This window comes from Nocardioides aurantiacus (genome assembly GCF_003752505.1).
GTDB classification, from domain to species: Bacteria; Actinomycetota; Actinomycetes; order Propionibacteriales; family Nocardioidaceae; genus Marmoricola; species Marmoricola aurantiacus.
The window spans coordinates 3,170,422-3,185,834 of record NZ_RKHO01000001.1; the positions used below are offsets into that span (position 1 = coordinate 3,170,422).

Sequence of the window (15,413 nt, forward strand, 5' to 3'; positions counted from 1 at the left end):
GTCGCCTCAGGCGTGCCCGGCGCCGAGGCCCAGCTGGCGGGTGGTCTCCTCGCGCATCTGGACCTTGCGGATCTTGCCGGTGACGGTCATCGGGAACTCCTCGACGAGCAGCACGTAGCGCGGGATCTTGTAGTGCGAGAGCCTGCCGGTGGCGAACTCCCGGACGCCGGCCGCGTCGAGCGGCGAGGCACCGGCGCGCAGCTTGACCCAGGCGCAGAGCTCCTCGCCGTACTTCTCGTCGGGGACGCCGATCACCTGGACGTCCTCGACGTCGGGGTGGGTGTAGAGGAACTCCTCGATCTCGCGGGGGTAGATGTTCTCCCCGCCGCGGATGACCATGTCCTTGATGCGGCCGACGATGTTGCAGTAGCCGTCCTCGCGCATCTCGGCGAGGTCGCCGGTGTGCATCCAGCCGTCCGCGTCGATGGCCTCGTCGGTCTTCTCCTCGTCCTGCCAGTAGCCGAGCATCACCGAGTAGCCGCGGGTGCACAGCTCGCCCGGGGTGCCCCGCTCGACGGTCTCGCCGGTGGCCGGGTCGACGACCTTGACCTCGACGTGGGGGTGGACCCGCCCGATCGTGGCCGTACGCCGCTCCAGGTCGTCGTCGGCACGGGTCTGGCACGACACCGGCGAGGTCTCGGTCATGCCGTAGGCGATCGACACCTCGGCCATGTGCATGTCGTCGATGCAGTGCTTCATCACCTCGACCGGGCAGATCGACCCGGCCATCACGCCGGTGCGCAGCCCCGACAGGTCGTGCTCGGCGAAGGTGGGGTGGTTCTGCATCGCGATGAACATCGTCGGCACGCCGTACAACGCCGTGCAGCGCTCCTCGACCACGCAGCGCAACGTCGTCTCGGGGTCGAACCCGGGCGAGGGGATCACCATCGTGGCCCCGTGGGTGGTGCAGCCGAGGTTGCCCATCACCATGCCGAAGCAGTGGTAGAAGGGCACCGGGATGCAGAGCCGGTCGGCGTCGGTGAAGTTGACCAGCTCGGTGGTGAAGAAGCCGTTGTTGAGGATGTTGGTGTGGCTCAGCGTGGCGCCCTTGGGGTAGCCCGTGGTGCCGCTCGTGTACTGGATGTTGATGGCGTCGCCGGGCGACAGCGTCGCCATCCGCTCGGCCACGGCGTCCGCGGGCAGGCCCTCCCCGTCGGCCAGCAGCGCGTCCCACTCCTCGGTGCCGATGTGCACCGTGCGCTCCAGCGAGCCGGCCTCGCCCGCGGCCACCACGTCGGTGACCATCGCGCGGTAGTCGCTGCCCTTGAAGCTCTCCGCGCTGACCAGCAGCCGCATCCCCGACTGCTGCAGCGCGTAGGACAGCTCGTGGGTGCGGTAGGCCGGGTTGACGTTGACCAGCACCGCGCCGGCCTTGGCCGAGCCGTACTGCGCGATCGTCCACTCCGCGCAGTTCGGCGCCCACACGCCGATCCGGTCGCCCTTGGCGATGCCGGCGCCGATCAGCCCGCGGGCGAAGGCGTCGACGTCGCGGTCGAGCTCGGCGTAGGTCCAGCGCCGCCCGGTGGCGTGCTCGACCAGCGCCTCGTGGTCGGGGTACGCCGCCACCGCCGCCTCGAAGTTGGCCCCGATCGTCTGCTCGATGAGCGGCGGGGTGGTCTCTCCGGCGGCGTAGGACTCCATGCCCGGCACCCTAGCCACGCGGTGTGACCCGGGTCACGGGTCCTCTCGCCGACTACTCGGGGAGCGGACGGGCCGCCGTCTCGGGCATCCGGACGTAGACCACGAGCGAGACCAGGCACAGCGCCGCGACGTACCACCCGAACAGCCCCGGGTTCCCGAGCGTGGTGAACAGCGTCCCCACGTAGGGCGCGGTGCCACCGAACAGCGCCACCGTCAGCGGGTAGGGGAAGCCGATGCCCGCGGCGCGGACGTGGCCGGGGATCAGCTCGGCGTTGACGGCGGCGCTGACCGAGGTCCACAGGCCGACCACGACCATCCCGACCGCGCGCGTCATACGGAACGGTCGACCCGACCACCGCTCCGCATGACGCACCCCGTGGCGTCATACGACGTGGTCGGCCGAGCGACGAGGACGTATGACGCTCCGCCGACCCACGGCCGGCGCCAGATGGCCACGACCAGGCCGGCGACGGCGAGGTTGGCGAGGTTGGCGAGGTTGGCGAGGTTGGCGAAGCCGACCAGGGCACGCCGAGCAGCCACGCGGGGATCCCTCCGAGGTCGGCCATGGCGCCGACCGTCCCAGCCCGTGGGACCTCGGAAAGAAAAGTCGCCGACCGTTCAACACGGGCGGGGGCCGAGCCGTACCCACGGGTGCACGCACACTCCACCGACCCGTAGGAGCTCCACGATGCACCGCACCTCCACCGTCCTCGTCGCCGGCGGCATCGCCGCCGCGCTCGTCCTGCCCCTCGGCCCCGCCGTCGCCGGCGGACGCGACTCCGACCGCTCGCACGGCCACCGCCACGGCGGCACCACCGCCGTCGGCCTCGCGGGCGACACCCTCGTGTCGTTCTCCACCACGAAGCCCTCCAAGCCGCGCGTCGTCGGTGAGGTCAGCGGCCTGAGCGGCGACACCCGCCTGGTCGGCATCGACCACCGCGTGCAGGACGGCAAGCTCTACGGCGTGGGCGACCGCGGCGGCGTCTACACGATCAGCGGCAGGGCCGTGGCCACCAAGGTCAGCCAGCTCACGGTCGCGCTGGCCGGCTCCACCTTCGGCGTCGACTTCAACCCCGCCGCCGACCGGCTGCGCGTCATCAGCGACACCGGCCAGAACCTGCGCCACGACGTCAACCCCGGTGGCGCGACCATCGTCGACGGCACCCTGACCTACCCGGCGACGCCGACGGCCCCCGCCGCGACCGGGACCGGCGTGACGGGTGCGGCGTACACCAACAACGACCTGGACGGCGCCACGGCCACGACGCTGTTCGACATCGACACCGCCCTCGACCAGGTCGTCACCCAGGTCCCGGCCAACGCCGGCACCCTGTCCGCGACCGGCAAGCTGGGCGTCGACGCCGGCACCGACGCGGGCTTCGACATCGACCAGGAGAACCGCGGCTGGGCGGCGCTCAGCGTGGGCGGCGCGTACGGTCTCTACGAGGTCGACCTGCTCACCGGCGAGGCCGACCGCACGGGCTCGTTCCCGAGGTCGCTGCAGGTCAGCGACGTCTCCGTCCCGTTCCGCCGCTGACGCAGGGAGCCACCCCGACCCGATGGCGCTGACCCGCCGCACCTCGCGCGCCCCCACCTTCTCGCGGGAGGAGGGGGTGCGCGAGGCGTACGCCGCGCACGGCGGCGAGCTCTACCGCTTCGCGCTGCGCGGGCTGGGTGACGTCGGGCTGGCGCAGGACGCGGTGCAGGAGACCTTCCTGCGGGCCTGGCGCGCCCGGGAGCGCTACGACCCCCAGGTCGCCGCGCTGCGCACCTGGCTCTTCGGGATCGCCCGCAACGTCGTGGTCGACCTGCACCGTGCCCGTGGCGCCCGGCCCTGGCTGCGCAGCCTGGCCGACCACGAGACGCTCGCGGAGTCGCCCGAGGTCGGGCCCGACGCGTGGGAGGCTCTGGTGCACCGCTGGTTGGTGGAGGAGGCGCTGCGGCGCCTGGGCCAGGACCACCGGGTGGCGCTGGAGCAGACCTACCTGCTGGACCGGTCCTACGACGAGGTGGCGGCCGAGCTGGGCATCCCGGCGAGCACGTTGCGCAGCCGGGTCTTCTACGGCCTCAAGGCGCTGCGCGTGGTGATGGAGGAGATGGAGGTGTCACCGTGAACGAGCACGAACGACTGCGGACCGACCTGGGCGCCTACGTGCTGGGCCAGCTGGACGAGGCGTCCGCGGCCCGGCTGGAGCAGCACCTCGACGGGTGCGCCACCTGCACCGCCGAGCTGGGGGAGCTGACCCCCGTGGCAGCGGCGCTGGCCGACCTGCGCGTGCGCCCCGCCCCGGCGGCCGGCGACGTGCCGCCCGGCCTGGCCGACCGGGTGGTGGGCACCGTGGAGCTCGCGGCGCGGTCCGAGCGGCGTACGACGTGGGCGCGGACGGCGGGGGTCGCGGGCGTCGCGGCCGCCCTGGCCCTGGTGCTCTCCTTCGGTGTCCAGGCGCTGCGCGACGACCCCACGCCGACCACCCCCTCGGTGCCCACCGAGGCGGTCGGGATCCGCGACGAGGCGCCCGGGGTGCAGGCCTCCGCCGCCCTGGTCAACCACACCTGGGGGGTCGAGGTGAAGCTGCGCGCCAGCGGCTTCGAGGACGGCGGGCGCTACCGCGTCGACGTCCTCGGCACGGGCGGGCGGCGCTACCCGGCCGGCGAGTTCGTCGGCACCGGCGCCCGGGAGATGGACTGCAACCTCAACAGCGCGGTGCTGCGCGACCGGGCCGCCGGCTTCGAGGTCACCGACAGCGACGGCCGGGTGGTCGCCGCCTCGACCTTCAGCTAGGCGGCACGGTGCCGCGGACGCGGTCGACGTACGCCGCGAAGCGCGCCTCGTCCCAGCCGCGCGACTCCCGCAGCCCGGTGGCGAGCATCGCGAGGTAGTGCGGCGCCGGCTGCGTGTGCGGCACCGCGTCGATGCCGTGCGGCGAGGTGAAGACCAGCAGCGGCAGCCCCTCGAGCCGCCCCACCTCGAGCAACGTCTCGTAGCGCCCGGGCCCGACCTCGTGGCGGCCCTCGAAGCCGTCGAGGAGCACCTGCTCGACGGGATCCCCCTCGGCGGGCACGCGATGCATCTCCTGCGCCGCCACGTCGGCGAACTGCGCGGCGGTCACGAGGTAGGCGCGCGCGGCGGTCGGGCCGCGGTCGGTCGCGTCGTGGTCGTAGAACGCCACTCCCCCGCCCCACTGCGGCGACTCGCCCGCGAAGTAGAGCGCGCCCGGGAGGTCGACCGGCTCGCTCCGTCGTGGCGGGGTGGCGTCGCGGGCGCCGGGGTTGGCGCGGCGACCCCCGGCCGGGACGCCGCCGGCCAGGTAGGCCGCGAGGCGGTCGGCGGCCATGTTGGAGCCGTAGCTGACGTACCAGACCAGGGGTGCTTCGGGAGTGACGGACATCGGCGTCGAGGCTAGCGTCGGGCCATGGCGGTCCGGGACGGGGAGCAGCTCCACGTCGAGCGCGCGGAGCAGTGGCGCGACTGGCTCGCCGTCCACCACGACCGCGGCACCGGCGTGTGGGTGGTGTGGTGGAAGCGGTCGACGGGTCGCCCTGCCCCGTCGTACGACGACCTGGTGCTCGAGGCCCTCGCGCAGGGCTGGATCGACGCCACCTCCAAGGGCCTCGACGACGAGCGCACGATGATGTGGTTCACGCGTCGACGTCCGGGCAGCGGCTGGTCGCGGCCCAACAAGCAGCGCCTCTCCCGGTTGCACGACGAGGGCCGGATGCGCCCGGCCGGGCAGGCGGTGGTCGACGCCGCGGTCGCCGACGGCTCCTGGACGCTGCTCGACGACGTGGAGGACCTCGTCGTGCCCGACGACCTGGCCGCGGCCCTCGACCACCGCAGCGCCCGTGCGACGTGGGACGCGCTCGGTCGCTCGGCCCGCCGCGCCGCGCTGGTGCACCTCGTCGGCGCCAAGCGGCCCGCGACCCGTGCCCGCCGCGTCACCGAGGTCGCCGACCGGACCGCGGCGGGCGAGCGCCCGGCGGGGTGATCCGGTTTCCCAGGTGATGAAGGGAAGCTGCCTCCTCGCACGCAGAACTGCCTCTCCACACACGACGTGCCGTGTGCGGAGAGGCAGCTCGGGTTCATCACCTGGGAAACCGGCAGGCCCGGCCCCCGGACGGATCAGTCGTGCGCACCCCGCACCACGCGGTCGTGGCGCAGCGAGGTGTTGCGGGTCTCCTTGGCGGCCAGCACGGCAATGATCGTCAGCACGGAGGTGACGGTGATGTAGAGGCCGACCGCGAAGGTGTTGGACTCCTCGACCGAGCCGAGCAGCTTCAGCGCCACGATCGGGGCGATGGCGCCGGCCAGGATCGAGGCGAGCTGGTAGCCCACCGAGGCGCCGGTGTAGCGCACCGAGGTGCCGAACAGCTCGGAGAAGAACGCCGCCTGCGGGGCGTACATCAGCCCGTGCAGCATCAGGCCGACGACCACGGCGATGATCAGGTTGCCCTGGGTGCCGCTCTCGACCAGCGGGAAGAAGAAGAACAGCGTCCACACGGCGACGCCGACGGCACCGGCCAGGTAGAGCGGCTTGCGGCCGACCACGTCGGACACCGCGCCGACGATCGGGATCCACACGAAGTGCACGACCGAGCCGATCAGCAGCGCCTGCAGGATCGGGCCACGCTCCTGTCCGTCGTACGTCGTGACGAAGGTGATGACGATGATCGTGAAGATGTAGTAGCTGGTGTTCTCGGCCAGGCGCATGCCCATCGCGGAGAAGACCTCGCGGGGGTAGTTCTTGAAGACCTCCAGGATCGGGATGTGGTTGGCCTCCTGCTTCTTCTCCACGATCTCGGCGTGGGCCTCCTTGAAGACCGGGGACTCCTCGATCGACAGGCGCACCCACAGGCCGATCAGCACGAGCACGGCGGAGAGCAGGAACGGGATCCGCCAGCCCCACGCCTCGAAGGCGGCGTCGCTCTGGAAGGCCGCGAGCACGAATAGCACGCCGGTGGCGAGCAGGTTGCCCAGCGCCACGCCGGCCTGCGGCCACGACGACCAGAAGCCGCGCTGGCTGTCCTTGCCGTGCTCGGCCGCCATCAGGACCGCGCCGCCCCACTCGCCGCCGACGGCGAAGCCCTGCACCAGCCGGCAGACCAGCAGCAGGATCGGCGCCGCGATGCCGATGGTGGCGTACGTCGGCAGCAGGCCGATCGCGAAGGTCGCGATGCCCATCATCAGCAGCGAGGTGACGAGCATCTTCTTGCGGCCGACCCGGTCGCCGAAGTGGCCGAACACGACGCCGCCGAGCGGTCGGGCGACGAAGCCCAGGGCGTAGGTGCCGAACGCGAGCAGGGTGCCGGTGACCTCGTCGCCCTCGGGGAAGAACAGCACCCCGAAGACGAGAGCCGCGGCGGAGCCGTAGAGGAAGAAGTCGTACCACTCGACGGCGGTGCCGATCAGGCTGGCGAAGACGACCTTGACGATGCCCGGTCCGGGCTTCTCGGTCTGGGGGCTGGTGGCCCCGGTGGTGGGTGCTGACATGGGTGGATCTCCTGTGGTGTGGGCGGTGGTGCGGTGCAGACGGGTGGTGCGTGGTGGTGCGGGGGCTGTGGTGGGGACGGCCGGCGCTACTGCGCGGTCCAGCCGCCGTCCATGAGGAAGGAGGAGCCGTTGACCGACTGCGAGCCGGGGCCGCAGAGGTAGGCGACGGTGCGGGCGACCTCGTCGGGCTCGACGAGCCGCTTCACCGGCGTACGGGCGAGCAGGACGGTGTCGAGGACCTCGTCCTCGGGGATGCCGTGGCTGCGCGCCTGGTCCGCGATCTGGCCCTCCACGAGCGGGGTGCGCACGTAGCCGGGGCAGACGGTGTTGCTGGTGACGCCCTTCGCGGCGCCCTCGAGGGCGAGGACCTTGGACAGGCCCTCGAGCCCGTGCTTGGCGCTGACGTAGGCCGACTTGTACGCCGAGGCACGGTGGCCGTGCACCGAGGAGACGTGGACCAGCCGACCCCACCCCGCGGCGTACATCCCGGGCAGGACGGCGCGGGCGAGCAGGAACGGCGCCTGCAGCATGATCCGGTGGATCAGCGCGAACCGGTCGGGGTCGAACTCCTCGACGGGGGCGACGTGCTGGATGCCGGCGTTGTTGACGAGCACGTCGATGCCGCGCGAGCCGAGCCCGAGCGCGTCGATCGCGGCCGGGTCGGACAGGTCGGCCACGAGGGCCTCGCCGCCGACGGCCCGGGCGGCCTCGGTGGCCCGGTCGCCGTCGACGTCGAGCGCGAGCACGGTGGCGCCCCGGTCGGCCAGGGTCTCGGCCACGGCGCGGCCGATGCCGCTGCCCGCGCCGGTGACGAGGGCGGTCCGGCCGGCGAGCTCGGGCGCACCGGGTGTGAGGGAGGTCATGCCCCGGGACGCTACGGCGGGTCACCGCCGCGTGGCCATGTGACGGGGACCACCATCCAGCGGGATGTGTGTGCCCGGGTCACATGAGGTCGCGGAGACGGTGCGTCTGCACCGCCAGGTGCACGTCGAGCCGCCGGGCGCCCTGGCGCCAGTCGGGGCCGAGCAGCCGGCCCACCCGGTCCAGCCGCTGGGTGACGGTGTTGGGATGCACGTGCAGCCGCTCCGCGGTGTCGCGCAGGCCGCCGCTGGCGTCGAGCCAGACCGCGAGCGTCTCGACCAACCGGGTGTCGCGCTCGGCGTCGTAGCGCAGCAGCGGGCCGATGGTGCGGTCGACGAACTCCTCGACCTCCGCGGGCCCGTTGTCGCCGAGCAGCAACCGGGCCAGCCCCAGCGCTGCGGGGTCACCCACCTCGCCGGTGCGGCCCAGGCGGTAGAGCACCCCCAGGGTCCGGCGGGCCTCCCGCCACGCGGCGGCCACCCCGGTGAGCCCGCCCTCGACGTGGCTGACCCCGACGGTGGCACCGCCCAGCCGGTCGCGGAGCTGCTCCCCCAGCGCCACCGGCTCGGCGCGCGCGACCAGCACCACCTGGCCCTCGTGGACCGTCCCGAGCCCGCGCAGCTCGCGCGCCAGGCTGCCGACGACGCGCTGCCCGGCGCGCTCGGAGGCGTGCCGGGCGACGGCCACGGCCAGGTCGCCGTCCACGTCGGCCCCCTGCTGCCGCGCCCGCACCCGCAGCCGCTCCGGGTCCTGCGACCGGGCGGCCAGCAGGTCGGCCACCAGCTCGCCGCGCACCCGGCTCTCGGCCTCGGCCTCGCTGCGGCCGAAGAGCAGCACCATCGCCGTCACGAGCGCGGCCCGCTCCAGGGTGCGCCGCTCGGGCAGCCCCATCGGGCCGTCGGTGCGCAGCACCAGGGTGGCGAGGTGCTCGTCGCCCGCGGTGGCCGCGGCGACCCAGACCCCCGCGTCGGTGCGGGTGCAACGTCCCGAGGTCCGGGCCCGGGCGACGGCGTCGGCCAGACCGTCCGGCGGCGCGGCCGGCTGCCCGGCGAGCTGGCGGTCGTCCTCGTCGTACGCCTCGACGTGGCCGCCGAGCACCTCGGCCAGCACCTGTCCGACCTCGACCACGCCGCCGCGGTGCAGCAACACGTCGGTCAGCAGGTCGTGGGCGTGCGCGGCGCGCTCCGTGGCCGCGGCGCGAGCCCGCAGCTCGGCGCTCGCCGCGTCCGCCGCGGCCGCGGCGTCGCGCGCTTGCTGGAACAGCCGCGCGTTCTCCAGCGCCACCGCGGCGTGGGCCGCGAAGGAGGTCAGCAGCGTCACCTCGTCGGCCGGGAACGGCCGCACCCGGCGGTGCACCGCGAGCAGCGCCCCGATCACGGTGCCCTCGACCTCCAGCGGCACCCCGAGGATGGCCCGGATCTGCTCGCCGTCGACGGCGGTGTCGATGTACTCGCGGTGCACGAAGCGCTCGTCGGCCTGGTAGTCCTCGGTGAAGTACGGCGCCCCCGCCTGCGCCACCAGCCCGAGCAGCCCGGTGCCGAACGGCAGCCGCAGCGTGCGGAACTCGGGGGTGAGCGCCCCGTCGGTCACCTTCATGTACGACGCCCCGTCGGCCTCGTCGTTGAGCGAGAGGTAGGTCATGTCGGCGCCCAGCAGCTGGCGCGCCCGTCGCACGATCGCGGCCAGGATCTCGTCGAGGTCCCGGATCGCGGTGAGGTCGCGGGCGGTCTCGTAGAGACCCGACAGCTCCGCCTCACGGCTGCGCTGGCGCTCCATCTGGTCCCGCACCCGGGCGGCGAGGTCGCGCACCCGCGCCAGCTCGCGCGGCTCGACCTCCCGCTCGGCGCGGGCGAGGGTGGCCTCGAGCTCCTCGCGGCCGGCGCCGGCGAGCAGCTGCTCCAGGATGTCGCCGGCCACGTCCACGACCCCGATCCTGCCAGCGACGCTCGCGGGGCGACGACCCCACGAGCGGGCCCGTAGAATTCGACGGATGTCCACCGCCGCCCCCCGCTCCCTCGCCGACCAGCTCCGCGGCTGGCCCGACGAGCGGCTGGCGGCGCTCCTCCTCGCCCGTCCCGACCTCGCCACCCCGGCGCCGCACGACTCCTCGCAGCTCGCCGCGCGGGTGGTGGTCCGCAGCTCGGTGCTGCGCGCGCTCGACGGCCTCGACCTGCTCGAGCTGACCGTGCTGCAGGCGCTGGTGCAGCAGACCGACCCCCACGACCTGCCGGCGGCCGCCGGGTCGGTCGACGCGGCGCTCGACCGGCTCGACCTGCTGGCGCTGGTGTGGGGCACCCCCTCGCGGCCGGTCAGCGTGGTCACCGACCTGCTCGCCGTGCCCCCCGGTCCCGACGCCGCGCGCGTCCCCGACCTGCTCGCGGGCCTCGACCCGCAGGCCCGGGCCATCCTCGACCACCTCGTGACCACCCTGGCCGACGGCCGCTGGGGCGGGCGCCCCGGCCCGACCGCCGACCTCGTCGCCGCGGGCCTGCTGGCCCGGCGCGACGAGCGCCACGTCGTGGTGCCGTGGACCGTCCGGCTCGGGTGGTACGCCGCCGCCGAGCACCCGCTCGACGCCCCGCCCGCCCTGGCCACCTCCGACCGGGGCGCGGCGCTCGTCGACCGGGCCGCCGCCGGCGCCGCCTTCGAGGCCGTACGACGCACCGAGCTGCTCCTCGACCGCTGGGGCACCCACGCCCCACCGGCGCTCAAGGGCGGCGGCCTCGGCGTCCGCGAGCTGAAGGCGACCACCGGGCTGCTCCACGTCGAGAGCGACGTCGCCGCCCTGGTCGTCGAGACCGCCGCCGCCGCCGGGTTGCTCGCCCAGGGCATGACCGACGACCTCGACGGGGCCTGGCTGCCGACCGAGGCGTACGACGCGTGGCTGGTCGGCGACGCCGCCCACCGCTGGCTGCGGCTGGCGCGGGCCTGGCTCGACTCGCCGCGCCTGGTCTCGCTCGTCGGCGCCCGCGTGGCCGACAAGCCCGTCAACGCCCTCTCCCCCGACCTCGAGCGCAGCTGGCTGCGCGACCTGCGCCACGACGTGCTCGCCGAGCTGGCGACGCTGCCGCCGGGCGAGGTGCTGGCCCCGGTCACCGGTGTCCCGTCGCTCGTCGAGCGGCTGCGCTGGCGTCGCCCCCGCCGGCCCGCGTCGCGCTGGCAGCAGGTCGCCCCGCTGCTCGCCCAGGCCGCGCTGCTGGGGCTCACCGGGCTCGACGGCCCGCCCGACCACGCGCGCCGCCTGCTCGCCGGCGACGAGCAGGGCGAGGTCGTCGACGCCCTCGCCGCGCTGCTGCCGACCCCCGTCGACCAGGTGCTGCTCCAGGCCGACCTCACCGCCGTCGCCCCGGGTCCGCTCGAGCACGACGTCGCGCGGCGGCTGGCGATGGTGGCCGACGTCGAGTCGCGCGGCGGCGCCACCGTCTACCGCTTCGCCGGCTCCTCGGTGCGACGCGCCTTCGACGCGGGCTGGTCCGCGGCCGAGGTCCACGACTTCGTCGGCAGCGTCTCGCGCACCCCCGTGCCGCAGTCGCTGACCTACCTCGTCGACGACGTCTCGCGCCGGTTCGGCACGCTGCGCGCCGGCCGCGCCGAGTCGTTCCTGCGCAGCGACGACGAGACCGCGCTGACCGAGCTGCTCCACGCCCCCGGCGCGGCCACGCTGCGGCTGCGCCGGCTCGCCCCGACGGTGCTGGTCTCCGACGTCGCGCTCGGCACGCTCCTGCCCCGGCTCCGCGAGCTCGGCCTCGCGCCCGTCGTCGAGGCCGCCGACGGCACCGTCCAGGTCGCCCGCCCCGACGTCTTCCGGGCCCGCGCCCCGCGACGCGGCTCCCCGCCGGCGGTCCGCACCGCCGCCCGCACCGGCGCCGTGGTCGCAGCCGTCCGCTCCGGCGACCGCACCACCCGCACCCGGACCGGGCGCACCCTGAGCGCCTCCACCCCCGCCGACGTGATCGCCCTGCTCCGCGAGGCCGTCGAGACCCGCGGCGAGCTGGTCATCGGCTACGTCGGCAACGACGGCACCGTCGCCGAGCGCGTCGTGACGCCCGTCCGCGTCGAGGGCGGCCAGCTCACGGCGTACGACGAGCGCAGCGACGCCGACCGCACCTTCGCCGTCCACCGCATCACCGCCGTCACCCGCCAGCCGGGGTAGCCGCTCCCGATCACCCGGACGTCCGGGTGATCGGGGACATGTCCGCTGTCGTGACGGCGGACATGTCCCCAGGACGGCTGACAGGTCACCGATGAGTACGCCCCGCACGCCCCCTCCGTAGGCTCGAGCGGTGAACGACGGCCCCCTCATCGTCCAGTCGGACAAGACCCTCCTCCTCGAGGTCGACCACGAGCAGGCCGACGCCGCCCGCAAGGCGATCGCGCCGTTCGCCGAGCTCGAGCGCAGCCCCGAGCACATCCACACCTACCGGCTCACCCCGCTCGGGCTGTGGAACGCCCGCGCCGCGGGCCACGACGCCGAGCAGGTCGTCAACGTGCTGCTCACCTTCAGCCGCTACGCCGTGCCCCACGCGCTGCTGGTCGACGTCGCCGAGACGATGGACCGCTACGGCAGGATCCGCCTCGACAAGCACCCCGTCCACGGCCTGGTGCTCTCCAGCTCCGACCGCGCGGTGTTCGAGGAGGTGATCCGCTCCAAGAAGGTCTCCGGCATGCTCGGCGAGCGGCTGGACCCGGAGAACGTCGCCGTCCACCCCAGCCAGCGCGGCAACCTCAAACAGGCGCTGCTCAAGCTCGGCTGGCCCGCCGAGGACTTCGCGGGGTACGTCGACGGCGAGGCCCACCCGATCGAGCTCGACCAGGCCGACTGGCAGCTGCGCCCCTACCAGCGCGAGGCGGCCGAGTCGTTCTGGCACGGCGGCTCCGGCGTCGTGGTGCTGCCCTGCGGCGCCGGCAAGACCCTCGTCGGTGCGGCCGCGATGGCCCAGGCCAAGGCGACCACGCTGATCCTGGTCACCAACACCGTCAGTGCCCGGCAGTGGAAGAGCGAGCTGGTGCGCCGCACGTCGCTCACCGAGGACGAGATCGGCGAGTACTCCGGCGCCAAGAAGGAGGTCAAGCCGGTCACCATCGCGACGTACCAGGTGCTCACGATGCGTCGCAAGGGCGTCTACCCCCACCTCGAGCTGCTCGACGCCAAGGACTGGGGCCTGATCGTCTACGACGAGGTCCACCTGCTGCCCGCCCCGATCTTCCGGATGACCGCCGACCTCCAGGCCCGTCGCCGCGTCGGCCTCACCGCCACCCTGGTGCGCGAGGACGGCCGTGAGGGCGACGTGTTCAGCCTGATCGGCCCGAAGCGCTACGACGCCCCCTGGAAGGACATCGAGAGCCAGGGCTGGATCGCTCCCGCTGACTGCGTCGAGGTGCGGGTGACGCTGCCCGACTCCGAGCGGCTGGCCTACGCCACCGCCGAGCCCGAGGAGCGCTACCGCCTCGCCAGCTGCACCCACGAGAAGGTCAAGGTCGCCGAGCACCTCGTCTCCCAGCACCCGGGCGAGCCGACGCTGGTGATCGGCCAGTACCTCGACCAGCTCGACGAGCTCGCCGCCCACCTCGATGCCCCCGTGATCAAGGGCGAGACGAGCGTGAAGGAGCGCGAGCGGCTCTTCGAGGGCTTCCGCCACGGGGAGATCCCGCTGCTGGTCGTCTCCAAGGTCGCCAACTTCTCCGTCGACCTCCCCGGTGCCGCCGTCGCGATCCAGGTCAGCGGCTCCTTCGGCTCCCGCCAAGAGGAGGCCCAGCGCCTCGGCCGGCTGCTGCGCCCCAAGGCCAAGGGCGCCGACGGCACCCAGAAGCCTGCCCGGTTCTACACGATCGTGTCCCGCGACACCGTCGACGCCGACTTCGCCCAGAACCGCCAGCGCTTCCTCGCCGAGCAGGGCTACGCCTACCGGATCCTCGACGCCGGCGACCTCTGAGGCGGCTGGGTACGTCGGGCCGGTCCGAGCCCGGTGATCTGCACGGATGAGTACCCAACTCATCCACCTAGCCGGCAGAGTCGGACGAACCCGGACACGAACCAGGCGGGTTGGCGGCTTGGGTACGCATCCGTGCAGGAGGCGCCACCGGGCGCCCGCACCACCGCCACTCGGGCCGGACCAGGACCGCGACGAGTCCGCCGGTCACCGGTCGCACCCCCACTCCCACACCCTGGACCCGGTCGGGAGAGATCCTCGACGGCCGTAAACTCGGGGCCGTGACCAAGCCCGAAGTCCTCCTGCTCGAGAACATCCACCCCGTCGCGACCGAGGTGTTCGAGCGCAACGACGTGCTGGTGCACACCCGCGCCGGTTCGTTGGGCGAGGACGACCTGATCGAGGCGCTGCAGGGCAAGACCATGGTGGGGATCCGGTCCAACACCAAGGTCACCGAGCGCGTGCTGGACGCCTGCCCCGACCTGCGGGCGATCGGCGCGTTCTGCATCGGCACCAACCAGATCGACCTGGCGGCCGCGGCGGCTCGCGGCGTGGCGGCGTTCAACGCGCCGTACTCCAACACGCGCAGCGTCGTGGAGCTGGTGATCGGCGAGATCATCGCGCTGGCCCGCCGGCTCCCGGAGAAGACCGAGAAGATGCACGCCGGCGTCTGGGACAAGTCGGCGCAGGGCAGCCACGAGGTCCGCGGCCGCACGCTCGGCATCATCGGCTACGGCAACATCGGCACCCAGCTGTCCAACCTCGCGGAGTCGATGGGCCTGCGGGTGATCTTCTTCGACACCGCCGACCGGCTCGCCCACGGCAACGCCCGCCGCGTCTCCACCATGGAGCAGCTGCTCGAGGAGGCCGACGTGGTCTCGCTGCACGTCGACGGGCGCCCGGGCAACGCCGGCATGTTCGGCGCCGCGCAGTTCGCGCAGATGAAGCCGCGCTCGCTGTTCATCAACGCCGCCCGCGGCATGGTCGTCGACGACGTCGCGCTGCGCGAGCACATCCTCTCGGGCCACATCGCCGGCGCCGCGCTCGACGTGTTCCCGGTCGAGCCCAAGGCGCAGGGCGACGAGTTCGAGTCGGCGCTGCGCGGGCTGCCCAACGTCATCCTCACCCCCCACGTCGGCGGGTCGACGCAGGAGGCGCAGGAGGAGATCGGCTACTTCGTCTCCGGCAAGCTCTCGCGCTACCACGCCGGCGGCAGCACCGAGCTGTCGGTCAACCTGCCCGAGGTGCCGGTCCCCGCGCTCACGCACGGCTCACGGATCGCGCTGCTGCACCACAACATCCCCGGCGTCCTCGCCTCGGTCAACCAGGTCCTGGCCGAGCAGCAGGCCAACGTGACCGCGCAGTACCTCGCCACGCGCGGCGAGCAGGGCTACGTCGTCACCGACGTCGAGACGGCGCTGTCGGACGCCGCTATCGCCGGCCTGCGCGACGCGGCGTCGACGATCTGGTTGCGCACCCACCACGCCTGAGCC

Annotated in this window: 14 protein-coding genes; 7 read left to right on the forward strand and 7 right to left on the reverse strand. The window is 73.7% G+C overall.

Annotation, left to right across the window (positions count from 1 at the left end; genetic code table 11):
• Nucleotides 1-6: 6 nt before the first annotated feature.
• The 3 genes from EDD33_RS15370 to EDD33_RS15380 are packed head-to-tail and all read right to left on the reverse strand — an operon-like array spanning nt 7 to nt 2,181.
• On the reverse strand, nt 7-1,641 hold the full coding sequence (locus tag EDD33_RS15370) for an AMP-binding protein (protein WP_123393520.1): 1,635 nt from the start codon (nt 1,639-1,641) through the stop codon (nt 7-9).
• Nucleotides 1,642-1,693: 52 nt separating this feature from the next.
• Nucleotides 1,694-1,975: an MFS transporter gene (locus tag EDD33_RS15375; protein ID WP_211332565.1), complete on the reverse strand. Its 282-nt coding sequence runs from the start codon at nt 1,973-1,975 to the stop codon at nt 1,694-1,696.
• Nucleotides 1,972-2,181, reverse strand: coding sequence for a hypothetical protein (locus EDD33_RS15380; RefSeq protein WP_123391869.1), 210 nt, complete (start codon nt 2,179-2,181; stop codon nt 1,972-1,974). Before EDD33_RS15380 ends, EDD33_RS15375 begins: the two co-directional genes overlap by 4 nt.
• A 148-nt stretch (nt 2,182-2,329) precedes the next feature.
• On the opposite strand from EDD33_RS15380, the gene EDD33_RS15385 reads away from it, so the two are divergent.
• Genes EDD33_RS15385 through EDD33_RS15395 form a run of 3 tightly spaced genes read left to right on the forward strand, consistent with a single transcriptional unit; the run spans nt 2,330 to nt 4,423 of the window.
• Nucleotides 2,330-3,178: a DUF4394 domain-containing protein gene (locus EDD33_RS15385; RefSeq protein ID WP_123391870.1), complete on the forward strand. Its 849-nt coding sequence runs from the start codon at nt 2,330-2,332 to the stop codon at nt 3,176-3,178.
• A 22-nt stretch (nt 3,179-3,200) separates the two neighbouring features.
• Nucleotides 3,201-3,755, forward strand: a complete 555-nt coding sequence (locus EDD33_RS15390; protein WP_123391871.1) for a sigma-70 family RNA polymerase sigma factor — start codon at nt 3,201-3,203, stop codon at nt 3,753-3,755.
• Nucleotides 3,752-4,423, forward strand: a complete 672-nt coding sequence (locus EDD33_RS15395) for an anti-sigma factor family protein (RefSeq protein WP_123391872.1) — start codon at nt 3,752-3,754, stop codon at nt 4,421-4,423. The genes EDD33_RS15390 and EDD33_RS15395 overlap by 4 nt, the downstream gene beginning before the upstream one ends.
• Here EDD33_RS15395 and EDD33_RS15400 read toward each other — a convergent pair.
• Nucleotides 4,416-5,030 carry a histone deacetylase gene (locus tag EDD33_RS15400; protein WP_123391873.1) on the reverse strand — a complete coding sequence of 205 codons (615 nt, stop codon included), beginning with the start codon at nt 5,028-5,030 and terminating at the stop codon, nt 4,416-4,418. The two genes, EDD33_RS15395 and EDD33_RS15400, sit on opposite strands and share 8 nt — an antisense overlap.
• Nucleotides 5,031-5,054: 24 nt before the next feature.
• Here EDD33_RS15400 and EDD33_RS15405 point away from each other — a divergent pair, with 24 nt between their 5' ends.
• Complete coding sequence (locus EDD33_RS15405) at nt 5,055-5,627, forward strand: YdeI/OmpD-associated family protein (RefSeq protein WP_123391875.1); 573 nt, start codon at nt 5,055-5,057, stop codon at nt 5,625-5,627.
• A 134-nt stretch (nt 5,628-5,761) separates the two neighbouring features.
• Here EDD33_RS15405 and EDD33_RS15410 read toward each other — a convergent pair whose 3' ends face one another.
• From EDD33_RS15410 to EDD33_RS15420, 3 genes are all read right to left on the reverse strand, one after another.
• Complete coding sequence (locus EDD33_RS15410) at nt 5,762-7,129, reverse strand: MFS transporter (protein WP_123391876.1); 1,368 nt, start codon at nt 7,127-7,129, stop codon at nt 5,762-5,764.
• 86 nt (nt 7,130-7,215) lie between these two features.
• The gene (locus tag EDD33_RS15415) at nt 7,216-7,992 is read right to left on the reverse strand and encodes a 3-hydroxybutyrate dehydrogenase (RefSeq protein ID WP_123391877.1); all 777 of its coding nucleotides are present in this window, start codon (nt 7,990-7,992) and stop codon (nt 7,216-7,218) included.
• Nucleotides 7,993-8,071: 79 nt separating this feature from the next.
• Nucleotides 8,072-9,913, reverse strand: a complete 1,842-nt coding sequence (locus tag EDD33_RS15420; RefSeq protein WP_123391878.1) for a helix-turn-helix domain-containing protein — start codon at nt 9,911-9,913, stop codon at nt 8,072-8,074.
• A gap of 67 nt (nt 9,914-9,980) precedes the next feature.
• Between EDD33_RS15420 and EDD33_RS15425 the strand changes: the two genes are divergently transcribed.
• From EDD33_RS15425 to serA, 3 genes are all read left to right on the forward strand, one after another.
• Entirely contained in the window at nt 9,981-12,143 is a 2,163-nt protein-coding gene (locus EDD33_RS15425; protein ID WP_123391879.1) for a helicase-associated domain-containing protein, read from the forward strand.
• A 130-nt stretch (nt 12,144-12,273) separates the two neighbouring features.
• Nucleotides 12,274-13,923 (forward strand): DNA repair helicase XPB, encoded by a 1,650-nt coding sequence (locus EDD33_RS15430; RefSeq protein ID WP_123391880.1) that lies wholly within the window; start codon nt 12,274-12,276, stop codon nt 13,921-13,923.
• A gap of 278 nt (nt 13,924-14,201) precedes the next feature.
• Entirely contained in the window at nt 14,202-15,410 is a 1,209-nt protein-coding gene (gene serA / locus EDD33_RS15435; RefSeq protein ID WP_123391882.1) for a phosphoglycerate dehydrogenase, read from the forward strand.
• The last annotated feature ends 3 nt before the right edge of the window (nt 15,411-15,413 follow it).

Coding starts and splice junctions, on each gene's coding strand:
- EDD33_RS15370 (WP_123393520.1), bottom strand. CDS start 1,641: ATGGAGTCCTACGCCGCCGGAGAGACCACCCCGCCGCTCATCGAGCAG.
- EDD33_RS15375 (WP_211332565.1), bottom strand. CDS start 1,975: ATGACGCGCGCGGTCGGGATGGTCGTGGTCGGCCTGTGGACCTCGGTC.
- EDD33_RS15385 (WP_123391870.1), top strand. CDS start 2,330: ATGCACCGCACCTCCACCGTCCTCGTCGCCGGCGGCATCGCCGCCGCG.
- EDD33_RS15390 (WP_123391871.1), top strand. CDS start 3,201: ATGGCGCTGACCCGCCGCACCTCGCGCGCCCCCACCTTCTCGCGGGAG.
- EDD33_RS15400 (WP_123391873.1), bottom strand. CDS start 5,030: ATGTCCGTCACTCCCGAAGCACCCCTGGTCTGGTACGTCAGCTACGGC.
- EDD33_RS15405 (WP_123391875.1), top strand. CDS start 5,055: ATGGCGGTCCGGGACGGGGAGCAGCTCCACGTCGAGCGCGCGGAGCAG.
- EDD33_RS15410 (WP_123391876.1), bottom strand. CDS start 7,129: ATGTCAGCACCCACCACCGGGGCCACCAGCCCCCAGACCGAGAAGCCC.
- EDD33_RS15415 (WP_123391877.1), bottom strand. CDS start 7,992: ATGACCTCCCTCACACCCGGTGCGCCCGAGCTCGCCGGCCGGACCGCC.
- EDD33_RS15425 (WP_123391879.1), top strand. CDS start 9,981: ATGTCCACCGCCGCCCCCCGCTCCCTCGCCGACCAGCTCCGCGGCTGG.